Below are 20248 nucleotides of genomic sequence, written 5' to 3'. Positions count from 1 at the left end.
TACTCCTCCCATTCCTTTCATGGTTATCCCCTCATTTGGTTTGTTATTCGTTAGCCGCTTTAAGTGCGGTGGGTCGCTGTTCCAGATGCTGCATGGTCGTAGCTGACTCTGACACTTTGGTCGTTCGCATGGTGTAGTACACCAGCATTCGCGGTGTGTTGTTCTCTGTCTCCCAGCGCAGTTCCGTTGCTCGGTAGGGTGTTCCCTCTACATTGATCGCTTCCAGTGCTTCAAAAAGCTCGTCCGGCAGGGTTGCTGGGATGTTATCTGCTTCGAGCCAGCGAATTTCAAAAGCATGAGATTGCACGAAACGATCGCTACGTTCCCGAGTAAGTTGGGCGGATAGCAGGCGGTAGGTGATGCCTTTGGAATCTGGGTTGGGGTTTGCTGTACCAGTTGCTAGATTGATCGGGATGTTTGGGAAGTATTGCGTGAGTGTGTGAGTGATTGCTGTGGTTAGTTGGTTTGTAGTCATGGTTCACCTCCTTTTTTTTAGTAAGGACTGAAATAAAGCCATATCTCCAATCTAACTTTCTAAGTATACGTTCAGTAATATAGAGTTAAACTTTGTATCTGTGCACCCTATTTAGTGACAGACAATACCTCAATTAAAATACAAAATATAGTAATGAAATCCTAAAGTAATGTCTATGTCCAAAAACAGAATAGTTTCCTCTCCACTACAGAAGGCATAAAAATATCACTTTCATTCCCTATGCAAACTGTTATTATCTATCTTTCGTTCTCTTTTTAAAATGGACTTTGAGCAGTTCTTAACAAATCAAAAATTGATGCAGAAACAGGGTTATAAAATTCAACAACGAACCATGATACTTTTTGAAAATAAGAAGCTGAAATACCATTAATTTTCAAACTTGTACTGTTAATAAAGGAGGGCCTGATACTAGATATTGCTTGTCCGCCTGCTGTTGTCCCATGTGCAATGCCCCAGAAAATTATACTGTTAGCAATATTAACTGCTCTTATTGGAACTGAAACGGATGCTATTCCGCTATCTACTTGTGTAAATCCTTGCTGCATTGATTTATAATTTTTCATCGTTGCGATTCTAAACTTTGCATAAGTTGCATCTGTGTTTCCATATTTACCGGTCCATACCCTAACAGTAGAACTATTAATCCATTGATAACTACGTTGACCCGTCCAATTTGTAGAAAATATAGTAGGGATAATAATTGATCTTGAAATATCCCATCCAGCACCCACGAAAATATCCAAATAATAAAATCCACTGTCGGTGTCTATTGTTACGAGCGTCCAATCCGTTCCTGTAGTCGGTGTAGAGAACTCTCCAAGTCGTTCTATTTCTCCGTTAGTGAGTAAATTAACTTTTGAAGATACTACTGCCCACGTATCCTCAGTGGATGCATTACCTCCTTTGACGTTAATGGCATCCACTATTAATTGCTTTGCACTAACGCCAGATTGAAAAAGCTCATTTATAGCAGCAACAGTGTTATTTTTGGCGCTTGTCTGGAGATTAAATAATTCCCCGACAAGCCCGTCAGAATACCTTTTTGCATCAGATATAACTGTACTAGCCTTGTTGGTTGCATCTGTAGCCGCTGCACTAACAGCCGCCACCCTTGCATCCCTAACCGCCTTTTCCGTCGCCGCCATCGCCTCAGACGTACCATCCGTCTTACTAGACAACTGCACCTTCCCCTTCTGCGTCAAAGACGCATCAGGAATATCCATCTTGCTCACCGCTTCACGAAGCGTATCCAAATCTTCTTGTGTCGCAACACCTGCATCAATCTTTTCAAAAATCCCATTAATACTCTCCCGGGTTACGTTCTCGTTACCCAAGGGCAGAGGTAATTTCAGTCGATCCGTTTCTTGTGGCATTACGCCCACACCTCCAGTTCATTCCACGTCAGGGACGCGGCATCAAGTTCATCCCAGGTCATCTGTTTGTTGTCCAGATCGTCCCAGATCAGATAGCGATATTCATACTCCACGGCCATGTGGGCCGGTTTCAGTTCATCAATCGCGCGTTTGAGATCATCAATATTGGGCGGGATGCCCATCGTATCCACAAAGCTCACCGTAAAGCTCCACGCCTCCGGTTGAAACGTCACATCCACCTTGCCTCCGGCGTACGCCTCAGCCACATTCGCAACAAGTCTTCCGGAAAATGTCCCCGCACCGCGCAGCTTCGACTCCACCACGGCACGTCGCTGATCCACGGGTTTGAGTCTGTCTGTCTCAAGGCCAAGCTCCTGCTCCCAGAAGTCCAATCCCCACGTCGCCGTACGGACAAAAAACTGATCCAATGTTTCATCCAGTGCCTGATACAGCAGATCCAACTCGGTACCTTTGGACTGCATATCCGCCTGCATAACGCGCGAAGTCTCATAATAGCTCGGCAAATACGAGAACAGCTCTTTTCCCTTCGGGCTTGTGAGTGTAGTAGCCACAACCCCCGGCAGACTACTCATGTACATCCACCGTCCCCAGTACCGCCACTTGACTCGCGGTCATCTCGATATTCTGGTCACTCACGCCGTTTACGGTAAGCTCCGAATAGTCGACAATCGGCGGAATGTCGAGCAAAATTGCTGCAATACGGGTGTAGCGCACAAGTGGATCGGCAAAAGCGAGCTGCTTCAGGTACGCGGTCACCCCGCGTTCGATTAATGTTCGGACATCCGCCAAGGTTGCATCACTCGCCAGCGTCAGCTTCACCTCAATGTTCATGGGCACTTCCTCGGCTGGCATGACCGACACCACCGGACCTGCCGGGGCAACGCCTTCACCTTGACCATCCTGCGTCGGGTCCACATACTTCTGCACGGCCGCCACCAGATCGCTGCCTGCAGCACGTTTGTCCGTATCCAGCAGATACAGTCCTACCGTGCCCGGCCCCTGCCATAACGGAATTACACGTGTTGCGCCAACACCAGGCACTTCACTAGCCCATTGCACATACTGTGCCTTGTTGCCGCTTGTCCCCTGGTTGCGGACTTTGGCATAAAAGCGTTCCAGCAGCGCCGTATCCCCCTCGATGTCCGCACCGCCTTTGATAACCTCCTTGTTCACCACAGACGTCACGCCACTTACCGGTGTAGAGAGCACGGTCACGGTGCCTGCGGGCACATTGCTCTCTTTTCCTGCAACGAGCGCCCGCACACCAACCACACCGAATCCATCTTCTCCAAGCTCTACGCTCCCAACGGTCTCGTATTCCAGCGAAGCTTCACCAGATACTTCATCCGCGAGCGTAGCCACAACTGTACCCGCTGGCACCACTTTCCCCGGTGTACCCGTGAACCTCACCGTACCTTGTGCCGCCACAGCGGCACGCCGGGTAATGCCATGCTCTCCCGCCCGCAGATCCAGCTCTTCCGAACGAAAATTCGGGTCACTGCTCGCAGCCGTACTGGCAAACCCTCGCCGAAGTAGCTCCTGCGCCCACAGCGCCGCCTCAGACAGCATAAACGCAACCGGAGCCTCCGCATCCCACAGAAACGATCCCTCCGACTTATCCAGATCCGCGGGCAGACGATCCAGCATGCGCTGCATAATCTGTTCCTCCGTCTGGTCCTCCAAATAACGCGGAATCTCAGCCATCCCGTCAGATCACCTCACTTTCCAGAATAAACATCTCTTCCTGTACACTCGCTACCCGGCATGAGAACATGCACTGCTCTAGATTCCAATCGAAGGTGAACTGGTCTACCGAATCCGTGCGTGGATCCGCCAACAGCGTCTCCGTCACCATCCGAGTAATCTCACTTTCCATCACACCCCGGCTGTCCCCCTGACCCACCAGTTCTTCCAGCTCCGAGCCATAGTTCCGGGAGTAAATCACATGTCTGTACCGCGGCGTCTTCACCGCCTTGATGCACCACTGCACCCAGGCTTCCTGCGGACCTGCCGCAGCCACTTTGCCACTTGGGGTCAGCACAAAATCCCCTGCATCGTAATCGAATCGCCAGCTTCGTCCAAAGCGTACCTCTTCCGAAACCGCACCAGACAGGTCCTCTTCATCTCCCCAGACCACACCCGTTTCCGGGAACAAACTAGGCATTCGCACTCACCACCTTACACAGCACCACAATGTCGTTACCGCCATTCACCCGCATCGCCAGCACACGGTCCCCAGCCTTCAAGCCTTTCCCCAGAGACCACACTGCCTCCTCCACTTCCTCTTCTTGCAAAAGAAACCTTCCCGTGCCCGTCGTTCCGCCATTCGCCACGTCAGGTATCCCGGAGATCGCGCCAACAGCCTCGCGCTCCGGCAATCCAAGCGTGCCCGGCAGCTCGGCCACGAGATAGTCCTGCACTTCGTGCTTGAAATCATCCAGCTTCACGCCGGACGACGTCATTGTCCCCAGCACCGCGCCCATACCGCTCACGGCCTGACGGGTATGCGTACTCATCGCGCCCCGCATGACTTCGGCAAAATGCCCATACGGATCTTCCTTATTCAAGGTAATACCTCCTTTTCACTAGCTCCGCCGTACCCAGCTCCAGCGTCATCGTACCTGGCCCGACCGATAAGTCTCGACTGACGGACATCACGATCAGCTTCAGGCCTTTGAGCAATACTGCATCGCCGGCGCGAATCGTGTTCACATCCGGTGCGGAAACGGTAAACGTCTCCTGGATGCCTGTCAGACGGCTTTTCGCCAGCTTCTTGGCAGCCGTCGCCGTTTTGACCTGATCGTCCTCGATCAGCTTTTGCAAGGTGCCCAGTTCCTCCACACCATCCTGCTCAATCGCCAGCACTTTCGATGGAACTTCCTTGCCGCTGCTGGATTCCGATGCAGCCATGACTTTAACTTTGGTGACTGCACCTTCAAGCGTACGCATCTGGGTCAGATCGATCAGCCGATCCAGCTCGTACACCTTCGCATTGCTGCCCACCTTGAACAGCTGCAGTCCGCCAGGTGTCATCCGGGGATGATACATGTCTCCGCCAGACTTAGCCGTTTCCTTCAGATCCGCAAACATCATCGAAAAGATCGTCTGCGAACGATACACCGCTTTGCCCAGTTTTGTTTTGGTGTCTGGCAGTGTTCCATATGGAATTTCCCACTCTTTGGCGTACGTTTTGAGCCGCTGCGTGGCGGTTTGGTCTTTGGGCAGGAGGAACTCATCTTCCGATTTTTCCAGATAAATCATCCGGTCGTACACCGTGAGAGACAGCCGCTTGGTGCCGCTGTTCGAGCTTTCCACCTCCCAGATGACCGCAGGATGCAGCAGATGAACCATGGATTTTTCACCAAAAGGAACACCACTGATCCGCACCGCCATCCCCGGTGATATCGCAGGCAACCCGGAAGAAGCCGACACCGCCAGCCGAATGTTGGCCTGATACGCAATCTGGTCCAGCGAGTCCTTCAGCGTAATCGTCTCCACCAGCTTGGTGATGTCATATTTGTCGTCCACAATGACCTTGTAGGTCATGGCATCACCAGCTTTTGTCCGGGCTTGATCCGGTTCGGATCACTGCCAATGGTTTTCGCGTTGAGCTTGTAGATCTCGTTCCATTTGGAACTGCTGCCCAGCTCAAGCTTTGCAATTTTGGACAGCGAATCGCCAGATTTGACGGTGTACGTCTTACTGCTTTTTTTCAGATCGGTACGAGAACCCGACTTGCTTCCTGATGTTGCCGCACCAACCTTCTCCACTTTGGAATCCCGCCAGGTGCGCAGCGTGATGTCAAAATAAATATCCCCACTCTCGCCGCCCCGGAAGGTCGTATTGTGCGAGATGAGATACACCGGCACGTTCACCCCTGTGTTGGAAATGATGAAACGAAGTGGTTTTTTGGATACGAGAAACGTATTCAGGATATTCATCGCCACCCGCGGATCAGGTACAGGCTCGTACATGCAATAGGACGCGTCATATTCTTTTGGAAAAAAAGAAGAGAAGGTGATCTCCTTCACCTTCTCTCCCTGTGCAAAATCAAACTCGCCATACTCCAGCATATTGATCGTTTCGTAACCTTTGGACCTTGATATTGTCAGCTCCTCCGGCTTCACCGGGAATCGGAACGATGTTGTTCCATCCTTCAGGGTGAATTCCATTCGGATACCTTCCACATTGTCTTTAATTACACTCATAACAGGCCTCCTTTCTGCTTAGGCCATAATGGTTTTACGGTTTTCCATGGCACGGCGGAACTCTCCCGAAATTCGCTGTCCAACTTGATGTGTGATCGCATCGTAGTCGATGGCATTTTCACGGACAGTCACCTGCACAGCCCCTTGAGGCACGTTGACGGCGATCTGGTTGGTCGTTTCGGTTTTAAAATCCTTAAGGTAACCGGCCAGACTGCTCATCTGGTCTTCTGAAATTTGTACCGTCATCGAAGACGATTTGCCATTCGTCTGAGCTCCATTGCCGAGGGCCATCGCTTGGGACTGCATCACACTTGTTCCCATAAGAGCGGCAGTCGTGGATTGACCGCCCATGCTGTTCGCATAAGCCATAGGCCCAGTTATTGTGAGCGCAGATGGAATATAAGCCGGGGGAATCGAGGGACCAGCAGGTACTGGAGTTGGATTAGCAACCGTTGTTGCTGAGACGCTCTTTTCTTCTTTTTTGGAACCAAAGCCGAAGAAATCGGATATGCCACTCACCATGCTCTTCGTTTTTTCAGAAACAAAATCGGCTGCAGTCGACAACGCTTTACCTGCACCTTCCGTGGCGTTAGACATAAAGTTTCCAATATCTTTCGCTTTGTCCCCGATCCAGCCTCCCGCGGAACTGCCGGCCCATCCACCTAATGCACCCCCAATATACGTGCCGATCCCAGGTAAAATAAAACTGCCAATGGCGCTACCAATCGCGGTACCAGCAGTTCCACCGATCATGGATCCGACTGCTCTGCCTCGTTCCTCAGGAGGAGCAGTGGCAACATTCGCTACATCAGCAAGCATGCTAATTGGTCCAAGAAGTTTACCCGCTCCCTTCGCGAGTCCCCCGCTCAGTTTGCTGAACATACCATTGCCAGAAGACATATTGGACATTGGCGATCCTGAGGGCACATTTGCACTGAAGCCGAATCGGTTAGAATTTAGTTTTTGATCAAAGTCCACTTTCAGCTTCTTCTCTTCTGCACCAGAGATGTTAGTAATAATTTTTTTCGCAGGATCAGAAGCAGGCGTTTTTACAGTTCCAGTCGCACGTTCTTGGTAGGACTTGGAACCGCTCTTGTAAGGACCTTTTTTTCCTCCCTCTGTTGCGGCTACCGTTTTAGCACTGCCACCAACTGCATTTTTGTTTTTGCCGCCTTTAGCTCCGCCTTTTGAAAGCCTCCCCACAAGGCTTCCGCCAGAGCAGCAGCAACATTGTGTAGTTGAGTTTGTGGATGCATTCTTTTTTGATTTTTTCCCAGAAAATACACCTTTCAGTTTTTCATAAGCTTCTTTTACCTTATTCGGAGCTTCAGCAAGATCAGCAATATTATTAGCAAAGTCCATCCAAGTGTTAGCCTTCTCTACCCAGCTCTTCTCTTCTTCCTTCGCCACATTCTTTACCGTATTATTGTTGCTCCCAATGTTCAGAGACAGCGAAGGCCCGCTCGCCGGACTCATTTTCCCCATCGCCACTTCAACCTTCTGCCTCACCTCCACCGACACCGTTCCCGAAGCCTTCACCATCTGGTTACGGAAACTATTCAGTTTCGCTAATGCACGGTCCAATGCCGGACTTAATTGATCATCCAGCCCGATCTTCGGTGTGATTCGCAGCCTGCTCAATCGAACAGCCGTACTATAGATGCTTTCCAGCCTGCGTCCGGTTGTTCTCAGTTCATTATTCACCTTAATCAGGCTCTGATATCGAACCCTGCCCAGACGTTCGGTCGAACGCTGGATCTGATCCAGATAACGGATAGTCGTACGCATCTCCGCGTTGGATTTGGATAAACCCACAATCATTTCTGCCATTCCTTTCACCTCCTGTCCAAACTAATTATCGATTCATTTGCGAAGTCAGCGCTGCCATCTCCTCTTCCGAGAACGCAATCAACAGTGAGCGTTCGCCTCGTGGTAAAGCCCAAAACTCTCCGGGACGAAGATGGTGACGAACCCACATGTGATACAGGAACGTGGTCATCCCGCCGGAGTGAATCAGTTTTTTAGGTCTTCAATCTCCACACCAAAGCCGGATAACTCCAGTACCTTGTCACCTACGGCATCCAGTTCACCTGCGAGCAGCATGCGGCGAACCGCCTGTTCCCCACCGGATAGCTTCATGCGACCTGTAATGCGGTTATCTCCCCATCCGGACAGTTCCAGACCGCGGACATTCATTTTCACCGTGGCTTCGGAGATCAGCAGTGCGTTAAATGTTTCGGTATCTACCTTCTCCTCGGTACGGCCCTTGGTCGTTTTACGGATGGTACAGCGTTCTCGGATCTGATCCACTTTCGAAGACGTCAGTCCCCGCAGGGTCAGCAGCAGATCCAGGCGCTGAATGCGCACATTCTCTTCCGGCAAACGTTCTGCTGCTTCAAACAGCTGATCCAGAATCTGTTCTTCGGACATGTTTTCATTCATACTCATAGGGTGCAGTCTCCTTCTCATTTCACAATTGGATAACTCATCTCAACAATTAGGGACAACAAATAGACCGAGATTCCTCAGCCTGCATGTGTGTCCCTATCTTGTTAAGTCATTTGTTCAATTCATCTCTTGATAATCTTTTTTATTAAGAAACTCCTAATACGTGGTTCCGTTCGTTGATAATGTTAACTGTGTCCAGAACGCCACCTTGACTAGCTACCAACTCAACGCCACGAACGGTTTGTTTTGTGGTATCACGGATAATGTTATCTACAACAATGATTCCTGTTGCAATTGTGCCTGCACCATGAGCTTGCACAAGTACACCAGAGATTCCTGAATCAATAATCAGGTTACCTTGAACGATAACATCAACGCGATTACCGAAAAGCTTTACGCCTTCTTTCTTTGCGGAAATAATTTTATTGTTTGCGATGATAGCTCTGGAGTGTGGGTACAATCCTTCTTTAGATGGAGTCTCGAGGGAATCATACCACCCAGAGAACTTGAATGTATTGAACTGAGCATCAAATGTTCCTTCAATGAAATTTTCTCCACAGTGTTCGACCAAGGTATGGGTGATTTTCACATCCTCAGGTCTACCTTTGGGATTACGGATAAAGATTCCATTTGTAGCCAAGCCATTACCTGTCTGATTGAGTTCACCTGTACGACGGATCGTGCATCTGAAGATAATAATGTTGTTGATAACATCTGTTACATCTGTCGAACTAGTCCCTGCAAATGTTTGGATTCCACGATACTTGGTGTCTTCAATCAATGTGTGTTCCACTGCAACAGTATTAGCTTTCTGAATCATGATACCTGACTGGCCATATGTCCGAGAAATAACACTGTTTGTGATCAGAACGTTTTTGGCATGTTGCACATAGATACCCATGCCTTCTGTCTCAATCGTCGTTGTATTGATACCAATGTTATTGATCTTACAAGAATCAATTTTGATATTTGTAGAGTAATTCACCTGGTTACTGAACTGAATGGCATTTTGATTGATATCTTGGAGATTACAACGAATGATCTCAATATTATTTACTCCTAACAGCGTAATACCATGACCTTCACTTAGTTGAATGCCGTTAGGTGTTTTACCTGCAAGGGTCAAACCAATAATGCGAATACCATGAGCTTCAAGGTTGAGTGCACCTCTGGAGTACAACGTTGCACCTTCACCATTGATGGTTTTAAGTTTTGTAATTGCTTTAGGAAATCTTACACGGTAAGCTCCTGGTGGGAGAAACACTTGTACTGCTGGATCATTCATCAGGGCATCAAAAGCTTCAGTCCAATCCCATTCGGATCTTGGATCCGTACGGTTAGACACCAAATTGATATATTTCTCGATAGACACATGCACGTTTTCCATATTAAAAACCTCCATTTTTTTGTTTGTTTTTCTATGCAAATTCTGCTGGTCTGACCCTGATGTCCTTGTTTCGGAATGTATTGAAGCAAACCCTTTACAGTTTTTCCCCATCCCAGATTTTTCCCAAAACATTAATATTAACTATACCTCGAGCACCTGGCGTATCTTTAATTTATTGATAAAACCGCATCTACACCATTACCTACTGCTTCACAACGCAACAATCGGATTCAACAATTCAAATCCTTCAAACGTAAAGCCCGTTTCCTCCGGTACTTCCTCACCCGCTGTCCAGTTTGCAAGCTGGATTTTGTCCACCATGCAGCCCTTCAGCAGAACACTCTCGTGTCCATACGACTCTGGATCGTCCAGCTTCGAGATGATTTGGAACTTGGTGAACCCGCGCTGGATCATGTCGGAAGTAACCTTGTAACCTGTCATTGTGCCTGTTCCTTTTTTCGCACCATTTTTGTGAACTTTCCAGTCATTGCCGACCAGATTCAGCTCACGTTTTTCAATTTCCACACTGGCTTCCAGCTTGTTAATATTCGTCTGCCACACCCCATCCATATGCAGCTGACCATGGGTACCGAGAATAACTCTTGATGCATCCAACATGTACAATTCCTCCTTGGGATCTTTTCAAATGTATATAAGTTGAACAAATGGTTCGAAATCCTGAATCTGACTTATAACTAAGCAAAGCTCTCGCCCTGCTCTTCTACTCTACTTATTGCACGTAAAATGTACCAAACAACTGCTCCATCACATCGGTCAACTTCACATTCCACTGAAGGAATACCTGATCTGCCTCCGGTTTCAGGATCGGGGCTGCGCCATAATAGGCTGGGTCGAGAATGACATCATATCCCTCAGCCTCAATCACATTGCTCTGTGCAAGCAGCGCAAGATAGGCCTTCATTGCACCGATCAGCGCCTGGCGCCCCTCTTCGGTATTGTTTACTTTCCCAATATACGTATCTTCCGCGGAACGCTGCAAGTCTGTGTTAATCGCATCCATCACACGAATGGAACGGATTTTTTTCCATGCGTTATTTTGTCCGGCAGCAGGAGTCACGAGTGTGTTTACTCCGCGAAGAGCTTTCACCTGGCGGCCATCATGGAAGAAAATAAATACGCCATTCTGTACCGCCTGCTCTTGTTCCGCCCGAGTCCAGCGGCGCGTGACATCATCGAACGGTGAAGGAGCATACGTTGTCGATTCATTCAGACGTTGTCCAGCGATGAGACCGGCGACATAAGCCGATGTTTCCGCCGAACTGTAGTACGCATCCCCCAGACGCACACCGGTACCCACATTGATCACACCTTCGTGATTCAATGTCAGTGAACGGGCGGCTGCCTTCTGTGCAGCCGTTGCAGACGTATCATCTGCGATGGAACCGCCAAATACGGCCATCACTGGTTTTCCTTCGCTGCGCACACGCTTTACCCAGGCCGCGAAGCTTGCCAGCATAGGCACATCCGCCGCATGATCCAATGCCAATACATCGAATTGCTCGCCTTCCAGCGCACCCTGCACCGCAATATACTCCGCGTTGGTCAGGTCATCATTACCGCTGGCACCACCTTTGAAAGCCGCACCCGACACGGTGGCAACCACACCCGTACCATCGCCAATCGCTTGAGCCGTTACCCACTCATTGCGCTCATCCTCATTGATCTGTTTGGCTAGAGATGCTGCAGAGATATCTGCGGTCAGGAGTGCATACAGCATCCGGGTCCCTTCAAACAGGCGCACTTCATGCTTCGTGTTACCAATTACACCCGGCTGAATGGTGACATAGAATCCGTTCGCACGATCTCCTGGATACTTGGCATCCAGCTGCAGTACATCTGCATCGCTGCTGTCCTTCAACGTTAGACTGGCTGCCTTTGCCGTGGCTCCCGCTACCCGATAGGCCAGCAGCTTTTTCGGGCCACCCAGCAGGGCTAGCTTCAAGGATGTATGGGCTGTCCCGTTATCCAATGCATGTGCCGAGAAAATACGTTCAATCGCTGCTTCGCTTCCGACCTCCACAAAGGTACCCACCGGACCCCAGTTCGCCTTGATCGGAACGACAACCGTTCCCCGATTGCCAGCCTGAATGGCTGAAGATGCTGCCGCCTGAAAATTCATATATAAGCCCGGTAGGACCGGACGATTCGTTTGCTCCCATGTTCCGCCTGCCATTATCCCTTCACCTTCGCTTTCATAAATTGGTTGATTCGTACTTGCGTTTCCTCAATGGAAAACGTCTGCTGCGCTGCTTCGTACAGCGCACCATACAGCACCTCTGCCTTAACGGCAAAGAGGGCTTCTGCATGATTCATCAGTTCCGCCCGCGTATATTGCGGGTCAGCCTGTTTGCTTTTTTTCACGGTGCTTGCCATTGCCACTTCACCTCATCTTTAAATTACGGATACTTTTCCAACCTAGGGACAATTCCTTGCCATTCCTGACTATTCGATTCCCTTACTGTGATGAATCTCGCGGATCAACGGCACATCCGTCCCCGGACGACGAATTCGCTGCTGCAGCGTCAGACGAATCTGCCCGTTCAGGTAGGCATCTGCCTGCAAATCAGCTGAAGCTTCCTCCACCGTCAGGTACCGGGTATTCTCTGTTTTCGCCAGAGCAATACGGGGCTGTACAGCCAGTTGTTCGACCAGACGCGTAACGGTATGACGGGTGACGGCTTCACCTGCAGCAACAACATGTCCCGTCAACTGCTTTCGTATCTCCAGCGCCGAAGTGCCCGCTGCAGCTGAGCTGTAACCCGTCAATCTCCACAGCACGGAAGGCGTCTCATAACCTCCGGGCCAGACATCGCCATACACGGACCATACAGAGCCAAGCGCTGACTGTGTCCAGTCCTGAAGCGCAGCCATCCAGGAATCAGGTGTACCTGGAGCAGTATGGTCATTGGTGGATTCAGGAATATACATCCCGAACCGCAGACTTCGCGTCATCATGCCTGATCCGGTGTCCACCCGGTCGCAGTCGGATGAACCGAAATAGATGCAGGTAAACGCTGCACCATTCTCATCCTCCAGCCGCACCTGATGAAGTCCTTTTACCAGCTCCGCAGACCACGTTTCCAGCTGTTCTGCTCCTCCATCTTCCGGGCGAACGTACAGAGAGATTTTAATAATTCGTCGGTACCCTGCCCAAGCAGACTTTGGTACTTCTTCAGCAAAGGCGACGACCGCACAAGGCCCTGTCAGAACCTCACCCTGTGCAGGCACATCCAGCACCCGGCCATCCCATGCCGGAACGAGTGCTGCAAGCTTTTGCTTCAGCGTCTGTCTCACAGCCACACTCATTTGGTTTGTCCCTGTAACTGTAATGTTTGTTTCACTTTGGATAGACACATTCATCTCGCCCCCTTCAGCTGCACGTTTGTCATCTGCTCGCATGATGCAGCGGCCATGCGGCAGCCCATGACTCCCCCTTGATCTCAGTGACTGAGTAAATGATAAATACCGAGATCAATGCCGGACACGAATCACCGCATCAAAAAGACCGGCCTCTTGGCCGGTCTGTACATAAGCGTATGAGCTTTCGGTGTGTGTCCGTTTGCGATTGATCCGATAATACAATCTTACACCCTTTTCTCCCTAGCGCGGACGGTGAATCGGATGACTTCCGTGTGGTTTAAAGCGTATCTTGGGCGGAAAAAAGACGAGTCCACGTTTCACACAATATAAGATGAACTGAAACATTTATACGAGAACGGAGAGTGCAGAATCAGTCTAGAGAAGCAGAGCGGTCGCGTTTATCACCGGATTTTTCCCTTTAGAGAAGGGAATCACAAAAAGCCGGGGATAACAGTGATCGTAAGATGGTTCTGCAATCGTAGTGGTCTAGTGTAAAGTTTATAGGTCACATTATTTCAACGTAACTTGCGGACTCAATGTAATTTCAAATGCACGTCCCCAGATGAAATCCGGATTGGCATAGTCGAGTGCAGCACTGCAATATTTCGCATACAACACATCACAGTCGCGGATTTGCTTGATCGCCACATTTCCTTGGGCAAAGGCTGTTTTGCTTGCGAGACCCGCGGTGTACGTCTGCATTAGATCCCGAAGCAGTGTTTGCAGGTGAGCATAATCTTCCTCGGAATTGAACAGCACCATATTCTGGTCCGCAAGGGTTGCCACATTGGTATAGAGCGCATGGGCTCTGGAGTACGTGCGGATATCCGCGATCGCTACAGCTTTATAGTAGTAGTCTTTCAGGAACCGTTTGAACAGCAATGATCCGTGTGCATCTACAGCTTCGTGAAGAGCAGAAGCGCGCTTTTCTGTGGTAACAAAAGCATATCGGGATTGTCCCATACCTACGGCAAGGCCAATCTTGTTCCCGGGTGTATTCCAGGCGCTGTACCCCAGAACCCGGCCGGTATATGGACTGTTCAGCAGCGCTTCCGCTACATCCAAATTGGCTGGTCCTTTTCCGACAAAATCAATCAGCACCGCTGGCAATCCTTGCTCACTAATGCTCGTCAGCCGTTCAACCGCGGCTTGGACTTGATCCAGTGCCGTAATCGCAATAATCTCGATATCCACACCCGGCTTTGGTCCTGGCTTTCCTGATGGCCGGTTCGTCATGCGATCCAATTCCGAGGACATGTCAAGCGAAGTGGTTCCCTCAGCATCTCCTGGGTAAGCCGCATCCGCTACCAGCACCCCGCCTACAATATCAATATGGTGAGCTACATTCTCGTGAACGTCCATATATTCATAGGTATTAATAATGGTGGAGCCGTGAGGGCCGTAATAATTCACAGCGTAACGTGTTTTCTTGCCGCCTCGCAGCAGCTGATTCGCCATACGTGCGACAAGGGCATGACCCAGGCCGTCCGCATCCGGAAGGATGATGGCCCGTTCCGGATTTTGTCCGTCAATTCCCCCCAGCCATTCGTTAATCCGTGCTTCTACATAGTTAATCTCGTTAATCTGAACCCCCTGTGTATTTGCATCGTCGACACCCACAGCGAGGAAATCAATGTACCCTTTGCGGGCCAGCTGATCCAGAATGTACAGGTTCGTTTTGAACTTGTGCTGTCTGGTCTTGTAATACTGCTCTTTGTTGAAAAAAGTTGTTTCACCATACTCCACACCATCTGGCGACAGGTTGTAGCCGTTAATAATGTCCTCAAACTCGGTATAGGCCTGACGCGGCTGCTGCATGAGTGCACGGGACTCGTTATAGGCGTCGAGCGCAAGACCGTCTGCAAATGAAGTCGTCGCCAGTCGCATTACCGTATCCATGACATATACCGGTTTGCGCGGATATTTCTCCTTAATTACTTGAATCACATTGAGCAGACGCGTTGTTTCTTCATCGTAGTCCGGATAGGCATCTCCTCCGTCATCCCGAAGCTGACGACTGCCAATCAGACCGCCATAGGCCAGCATATCGGATGAGATAATGAATCCATCAACTTGGGCAGCATGCTTCAGAATAAAGTTATAAATGTTGGTCGGAATACCATACGTAGGTGCAGATGTACCAAGCAGCGTTGTGCCTTCTGTCGTTTTTTCCGAATCGAGTCGGTTTTGAATATCACCCAGGTTCGGCGTAACGATATGGATGCCTGCTGCCTTCCCTTGAACAATGACGTCATCCAAGTTAGCCGGGCGGTCATCCAGTGGAACATACAATACGGTTTTCATATCACGTAACCTCCTGTTTATTAAATTCAGTCTTACATAAGTACCCGATTAGAGCAGGCTCACCATCACCGCATCAAAAAACCGGCCCCCAGGCCGGCTGTACATTAGCGTATGTGCTATCGGCTGTGTCCCTTGCTGCTAATCCGATAATACAATCTTACACCCTTTTTCCGGCTCTGCTGACGGTGAAAGGTACGGTTTCCGTCTGATTGTCGTCGCCCTCCGGGAGGTAAAAAGTCGGTTCCAGGTAATCTCTGTTACGATCATCAAACTTTATGCTTATATTGTACGTTTAGTACATATAAACAAGACCGTGTAAAAGGTGGATATCATGAAAACATCGGATTGGTTCTATTTGTGGATAGCCATACCCTGTTATATGGCAGGGCCCGTTATGTACGCCATAACAATGTATATTCTCTACCAGGAAACGAATGTATTGACTGTCCCCCTTCTTGGATGGACTGCTGCAACATTTTCGTCCGTTGTTATACTCTTCTTTCTGCTTGCAGTTATCCTCTTACGTGTGCTAAAGATCTATTTCTTTTGGCTGCAAACACTGCTCTATATGCTCCTATCCCTCATCCCCGTGTATATGACCGTTGTTCTTATGGGTTCAGGTACTTCCCGGCTGCCAGGACTTTCTTTTCCATTTACACCTGAAGGCATCCCATTATTAGTGTTTTGGGAGAGTATCGCAGTTATGAGTTCCTGGGGTGTCTGGGCTGCTCACAATCCTTCCATTAAACGTCTCTTCTTACTCTTCTCCGGTGTCATTCTTATCCTGTTTATCCTTGAGTTCTAACCTCGTTAAAACCAAAAAAGAGCACCAGCCATTTCAGGCAGTGCTCTTCATCATTTATATGTTTGCTATCGTTCACTATGCATCCTTTAATGCCATGAGCGAGCGTCTTAACATTTTATACTTAAGCAATAATATACCGGAAATTCTCCCAGCTCTCCGGGAACGAATTGCCGTTTCTTGTATGATGATAGAAGCTGAACGGAAATTTGAACACATGGCCTGCGTTCCAATCGCGGGATCTTCGGTCGGTGAGCCAGTATTCCAGCTCGTGCGGCAGAGCCGTCGAACGTTCGGCAGGAACGAGCGGCAGCACGTCAACCGGAGATTGCAATGTCCACTGTCCATCTTCACTTACCGCTTCCCGGCTCAATCGAAGGGCCTTTATCATCGTCAGGAACGGTGGAATTCCTTTGTGGAACAGTGCCGGATAACCCAGCTCATGCAAGATATTGAGTGCATGGCCGTAGGTCAGCATATGACCGATCAGATCATGATGGGACTCGGCCTGATAGATCGCCGGGAAAGCACCCAGCTCATCCAGAATCAACCGGGACAGCTGCTCCGGTCCTTTAATACGAGGAAATTCATCCGTATCATCTATCTTCAGACTGCGGATTTCCTTAACCGTTGTGTTCAGCCACGATCTGCCCGGTATGGTCTTCTCAAATGAATCGATCAGCTCCACCATCCGTTCAATATCCTGCTCTGTGCCCCAACCATCCAGCTCGCGAATGGCTTTCAGCGTAAGGGCGCCATAGATTGCTTGGTGTCCAACCCAGTGAAGTTCCCCGATCGTACGATCCAGCGCTTCTGTGATCCGCGCCTCGGCTTCTTCCCGTTCGAGTATTTCACCACGGGCAGATTGTGGCTCCTGATCTACTCCGTGTTTGCGAAGCATGGCTTTCGCCTCTGCGGTAACGCTGCCCGCCGCAAGGGAAGACAGACGATTTTCCCGAACCCAGAAATAAGCAGCTATTGCTCCTGCTCCATAGTGGGCATGCCAGAGGTCACCTGTACGCTCACGACTCGAAACGATGACCCTCAGACCCTCTTCCAACAAACGTCGATCCATAACGTCATCACTCCTTCACCGAATTTAAATTTATTACACCATGTTTACATTGTGCTTACTTCTATAAAATGAATCAAATCGTGCATATATGCCCGTTTCGCTTCCCAGATTCAATCATTTACCCAAACTGCAGTCTGCCGACACCTTGTACGACAACTTCGAGCGGGAATCGTTGTGCTTTTTGCTCCGAAAAGAACCAGATCCGTTCCTTTTTCACCACAATAAACAGACCATTCACGTCTCCTACCGGGGCAAAGGTTTCACTTATCGCTCCCCATTGGTTTAAGCCCATTTGCCCCAATTCTCCCACCGTGGACAATACGTCCTCTGATACAAGTCCCACCTCGCACACTTGCAGCAGATCCTCCGCCGAGAAAGGACGTTCACTCTTATGATGGGTATTGTGATGAGCAATCAGCTCCAGAATGTTACCAGCGGGATCCTCGAAATAGAGCGAATGGGAATTCCAGTTCTCTGAAAAGGTTTCATCCTCTCCATCCTGCGTACTGAGCTCTACCCGTGCCGCTGCCCACGCTTTGGCCTCCTGAAAACGATTCTTAGGAATCATCCAGGCAAAGTGATAGAAGGGCTCGTGCTCCATTTCACTGTGTACAAATATCATTTTTGTGCATCCGATCTGCAATGTGAATGAAGAATCGGAGTCATCGGCCACCTTCAGTCCGAGCGTATCCCTATAGAAATGTTTAATCTCAGCCAAACGAGTGGTGTGCAGCTTCACTTCTTCAAATAGCATCTGACTGCCTCCTCTCGATCACGCCCGTCCGTGCATCTTCTCCCATGTACTCCATGGCACCATACCCAGCTCCGGCTTCGCTTCATCCGGAAGCATGGATATGAATTCAAGAGAATGACCATCCGGGTCCGTGAAATATACCGATACAGCCGGCATCCAGCCGAATACATACAGCTCACCGATATCATCATCAAGGAAGTTGTGCGTCGTAATCCCTTTACCCTCAAGATATGTGACAGCATGCTTCATGTCCTCCAGCGATACGTGAAAGGCAAAATGCTGCCGCTGCACCAGCTCCGGTTCTTTTTCCCACAGCCCCAGCATGGCATTCCCCGCTCCACCAATCCAGTAAAATGAGTTACCGCGATCCTTCTGCCCGTAAGCATGCGGCAAACCGAGAATCTGTTCATAAAAGTGATGTGATCTCTCCAGATTCGTTACATTCAAATGTGTTTCAAATATGCCTTTAATCATGTTCATTCCCTCTTTCTCAGCTTTCGGATGATTTCCGTGCAGATGTTAATGTCTGGGCTAGGCTCAGGAACGAACCAATCACTCGCTGAATCCGGTCCTCGATGTCCTGGCTGCCTTCATATTCCTCATATCCGTCAAAGGTTGCTTCAAACCGCCTGCGCTGCGCTCCCCCAATGGAGATCCATTCCTGTGCATTAATCCCGTGCAGATTGCGAACGATAGCCTGCAGCTGCAAAAGAGAACTAACCCCCACCGCTCCTCCCGCTGAGCTGATCGACAAGACCGGTTTGCCGCTAAAGTGAGCCTGGCTCAGATGATCCAGCGCATTTTTGAGCACCCCGCTGATGCTACCGTGATACTCTGGCGTTGATAAAATAATGGCGTCCGCTGCGAGCATGCGCGAGTTCAGCTCTGCCAGGTTGTGATCCTCTGCCTGCTTCTCATCCGGTGCGTAAAATGGAACGGGTGTCTGATACAGATCAAACAGGCTCGCCTCATGACCCTGGTTGCGCATGACTTCGACCGCATATTCCCCCAAACGTGTACTGGTTGCATTCTTTCGGTTGCTTCCTGCCAATACGATGATCTTCATCTATGTCACGCTCCTGCCTGTTTTTGGTTGGTATTCCATGATCAACCTTCATCTCTTCTGTCTCTATCTTACCTTGCTTCTTCTTCCATATCGTCAGCAGATAGACTTAACTTGCAGCACAAAAAAACTCAACCTTTCGGTTGAGTTTCTACGACTTTAGGCTGAGAAGGGGCTCGAATCAATCAGACCCAGCCGTTCTTCACGGCATGGATGGCTGCTTGCGTACGATCGGCCAATCCCAATTTATCCAGCAGATGACTGACGTGTGTCTTTACGGTTTTCTCTGTAATGACGAGCTGAACCGCAATCTCCTTGTTGCTGAGTCCCTGTGCAATAAGGGCCAATACCTCTTGCTCGCGGCGGGTCAGCGCATCCAGACTCGGCGAAGTTTCATCGCTTTGTAAAGGTAAAGGCTGCTTAAGCTTCTCATAATTCTGAACTTTCCCGTATGCTGTTGAATCTGTGCGTACAGTATCCTGCGCTTCTAATGGTATGTCAGATGAAGCCATCACATGCATTAACTGACCAGCCGCTGCAGGATGAAGCTGGGCCTGTCCTGCATGCACATTCCTTATCGCCACGGCAAGATCCTCGGGTTCAATATCCTTCATCAGATACCCTTTGACCCCAGCCCGCACGGCAGGAATAACGTGATCCTGATCCGAAAACGACGTGAGCACAATAACGCGAATTCCAGGCAAAATCGTGCGCAAGCGTCTGGCGGTCTCGATCCCGTCCAGCACAGGCATATGCAGATCCATGAGCACCACATCGGGCTGCAGCTTCTCTGCCTGTTCAATCGCCTCCTGCCCATTGGAGGCTTCACCCACCACTTTCATATCCGTCTGCGTGGACAAAAACACGTGCAGTCCCCGTCTAACCATGGCATGATCATCTGCGAGCAAAATTGTAATCGGCATGTTGTCTCCCCCT

Annotated in this window: 22 protein-coding genes; 1 reads left to right on the top strand and 21 read right to left on the bottom strand. The window is 49.6% G+C overall.

Features of this window, described 5'->3' with window-relative positions:
• Positions 1–43: 43 nt before the first annotated feature.
• The 16 genes from PIL01S_RS14435 to PIL01S_RS14360 form a co-directional block, all read right to left on the bottom strand.
• Positions 44–475 carry a phage tail terminator family protein gene (locus PIL01S_RS14435; RefSeq protein ID WP_127538097.1) on the bottom strand — a complete coding sequence of 144 codons (432 nt, stop codon included), beginning with the start codon at positions 473–475 and terminating at the stop codon, positions 44–46.
• 275 nt (positions 476–750) lie between these two features.
• Positions 751–1869, bottom strand: coding sequence for a tail fiber protein (locus PIL01S_RS14430; RefSeq protein ID WP_127538096.1), 1119 nt, complete (start codon positions 1867–1869; stop codon positions 751–753).
• A complete protein-coding gene (locus PIL01S_RS14425) occupies positions 1869–2462 on the bottom strand; it encodes a YmfQ family protein (protein ID WP_174818701.1) in 594 nt (197 codons plus the stop codon). The genes PIL01S_RS14430 and PIL01S_RS14425 overlap by 1 nt, the downstream gene beginning before the upstream one ends.
• Positions 2455–3594, bottom strand: coding sequence for a baseplate J/gp47 family protein (locus tag PIL01S_RS14420; protein ID WP_127538094.1), 1140 nt, complete (start codon positions 3592–3594; stop codon positions 2455–2457). Before PIL01S_RS14420 ends, PIL01S_RS14425 begins: the two co-directional genes overlap by 8 nt.
• Before the next feature lie 4 nt (positions 3595–3598).
• Entirely contained in the window at positions 3599–4054 is a 456-nt protein-coding gene (locus tag PIL01S_RS14415; protein WP_127538093.1) for a DUF2634 domain-containing protein, read from the bottom strand.
• Complete coding sequence (locus PIL01S_RS14410) at positions 4047–4457, bottom strand: hypothetical protein (RefSeq protein WP_095288944.1); 411 nt, start codon at positions 4455–4457, stop codon at positions 4047–4049. The genes PIL01S_RS14415 and PIL01S_RS14410 overlap by 8 nt, the downstream gene beginning before the upstream one ends.
• Positions 4450–5436 (bottom strand): XkdQ/YqbQ family protein, encoded by a 987-nt coding sequence (locus PIL01S_RS14405; RefSeq protein WP_127538092.1) that lies wholly within the window; start codon positions 5434–5436, stop codon positions 4450–4452. Before PIL01S_RS14405 ends, PIL01S_RS14410 begins: the two co-directional genes overlap by 8 nt.
• The gene (locus PIL01S_RS14400; RefSeq protein WP_127538289.1) at positions 5433–6062 is read right to left on the bottom strand and encodes a LysM peptidoglycan-binding domain-containing protein; all 630 of its coding nucleotides are present in this window, start codon (positions 6060–6062) and stop codon (positions 5433–5435) included. Before PIL01S_RS14400 ends, PIL01S_RS14405 begins: the two co-directional genes overlap by 4 nt.
• Before the next feature lie 54 nt (positions 6063–6116).
• The gene (locus PIL01S_RS14395) at positions 6117–7928 is read right to left on the bottom strand and encodes a hypothetical protein (RefSeq protein WP_127538091.1); all 1812 of its coding nucleotides are present in this window, start codon (positions 7926–7928) and stop codon (positions 6117–6119) included.
• A 183-nt stretch (positions 7929–8111) separates the two neighbouring features.
• Positions 8112–8546 carry a phage tail assembly chaperone gene (locus tag PIL01S_RS14390; RefSeq protein ID WP_095288941.1) on the bottom strand — a complete coding sequence of 145 codons (435 nt, stop codon included), beginning with the start codon at positions 8544–8546 and terminating at the stop codon, positions 8112–8114.
• Positions 8547–8691: 145 nt separating this feature from the next.
• Complete coding sequence (locus tag PIL01S_RS14385; RefSeq protein WP_164764234.1) at positions 8692–9933, bottom strand: right-handed parallel beta-helix repeat-containing protein; 1242 nt, start codon at positions 9931–9933, stop codon at positions 8692–8694.
• A 210-nt stretch (positions 9934–10143) separates the two neighbouring features.
• Positions 10144–10551: a phage tail tube protein gene (locus PIL01S_RS14380; RefSeq protein WP_110821452.1), complete on the bottom strand. Its 408-nt coding sequence runs from the start codon at positions 10549–10551 to the stop codon at positions 10144–10146.
• Between the two features lie 112 nt (positions 10552–10663).
• Entirely contained in the window at positions 10664–12127 is a 1464-nt protein-coding gene (locus PIL01S_RS14375; RefSeq protein ID WP_127538089.1) for a phage tail sheath family protein, read from the bottom strand.
• A complete protein-coding gene (locus PIL01S_RS14370; RefSeq protein WP_127538088.1) occupies positions 12127–12327 on the bottom strand; it encodes a hypothetical protein in 201 nt (66 codons plus the stop codon). Before PIL01S_RS14370 ends, PIL01S_RS14375 begins: the two co-directional genes overlap by 1 nt.
• A 69-nt stretch (positions 12328–12396) precedes the next feature.
• The gene (locus PIL01S_RS14365; protein ID WP_127538087.1) at positions 12397–13308 is read right to left on the bottom strand and encodes a hypothetical protein; all 912 of its coding nucleotides are present in this window, start codon (positions 13306–13308) and stop codon (positions 12397–12399) included.
• 516 nt (positions 13309–13824) lie between these two features.
• Entirely contained in the window at positions 13825–15618 is a 1794-nt protein-coding gene (locus PIL01S_RS14360; protein WP_127538086.1) for a DUF4127 family protein, read from the bottom strand.
• 331 nt (positions 15619–15949) lie between these two features.
• Between PIL01S_RS14360 and PIL01S_RS14355 the strand changes: the two genes are divergently transcribed.
• The gene (locus PIL01S_RS14355) at positions 15950–16423 is read left to right on the top strand and encodes a hypothetical protein (RefSeq protein ID WP_127538085.1); all 474 of its coding nucleotides are present in this window, start codon (positions 15950–15952) and stop codon (positions 16421–16423) included.
• A 121-nt stretch (positions 16424–16544) separates the two neighbouring features.
• Here the strand turns inward: PIL01S_RS14355 and PIL01S_RS14350 are convergent, their stop codons facing one another.
• The 5 genes from PIL01S_RS14350 to PIL01S_RS14330 form a co-directional block, all read right to left on the bottom strand.
• On the bottom strand, positions 16545–17495 hold the full coding sequence (locus PIL01S_RS14350; RefSeq protein WP_127538084.1) for a hypothetical protein: 951 nt from the start codon (positions 17493–17495) through the stop codon (positions 16545–16547).
• Positions 17496–17613: 118 nt separating this feature from the next.
• Entirely contained in the window at positions 17614–18249 is a 636-nt protein-coding gene (locus tag PIL01S_RS14345) for a VOC family protein (RefSeq protein WP_127538083.1), read from the bottom strand.
• 18 nt (positions 18250–18267) lie between these two features.
• Positions 18268–18723: a VOC family protein gene (locus tag PIL01S_RS14340; protein WP_127538082.1), complete on the bottom strand. Its 456-nt coding sequence runs from the start codon at positions 18721–18723 to the stop codon at positions 18268–18270.
• Positions 18724–18739: 16 nt separating this feature from the next.
• Positions 18740–19315, bottom strand: a complete 576-nt coding sequence (locus PIL01S_RS14335; protein ID WP_127538081.1) for an NADPH-dependent FMN reductase — start codon at positions 19313–19315, stop codon at positions 18740–18742.
• 182 nt (positions 19316–19497) lie between these two features.
• Positions 19498–20235 carry a response regulator gene (locus PIL01S_RS14330; RefSeq protein ID WP_127538080.1) on the bottom strand — a complete coding sequence of 246 codons (738 nt, stop codon included), beginning with the start codon at positions 20233–20235 and terminating at the stop codon, positions 19498–19500.
• Between the last annotated feature and the right edge of the window lie 13 nt (positions 20236–20248).

The organism is Paenibacillus illinoisensis NBRC 15959, from assembly GCF_004000925.1.
GTDB lineage: Bacteria > Bacillota > Bacilli > Paenibacillales > Paenibacillaceae > Paenibacillus > Paenibacillus illinoisensis.
This window is presented reverse-complemented; position numbering and strand designations above follow the sequence as displayed.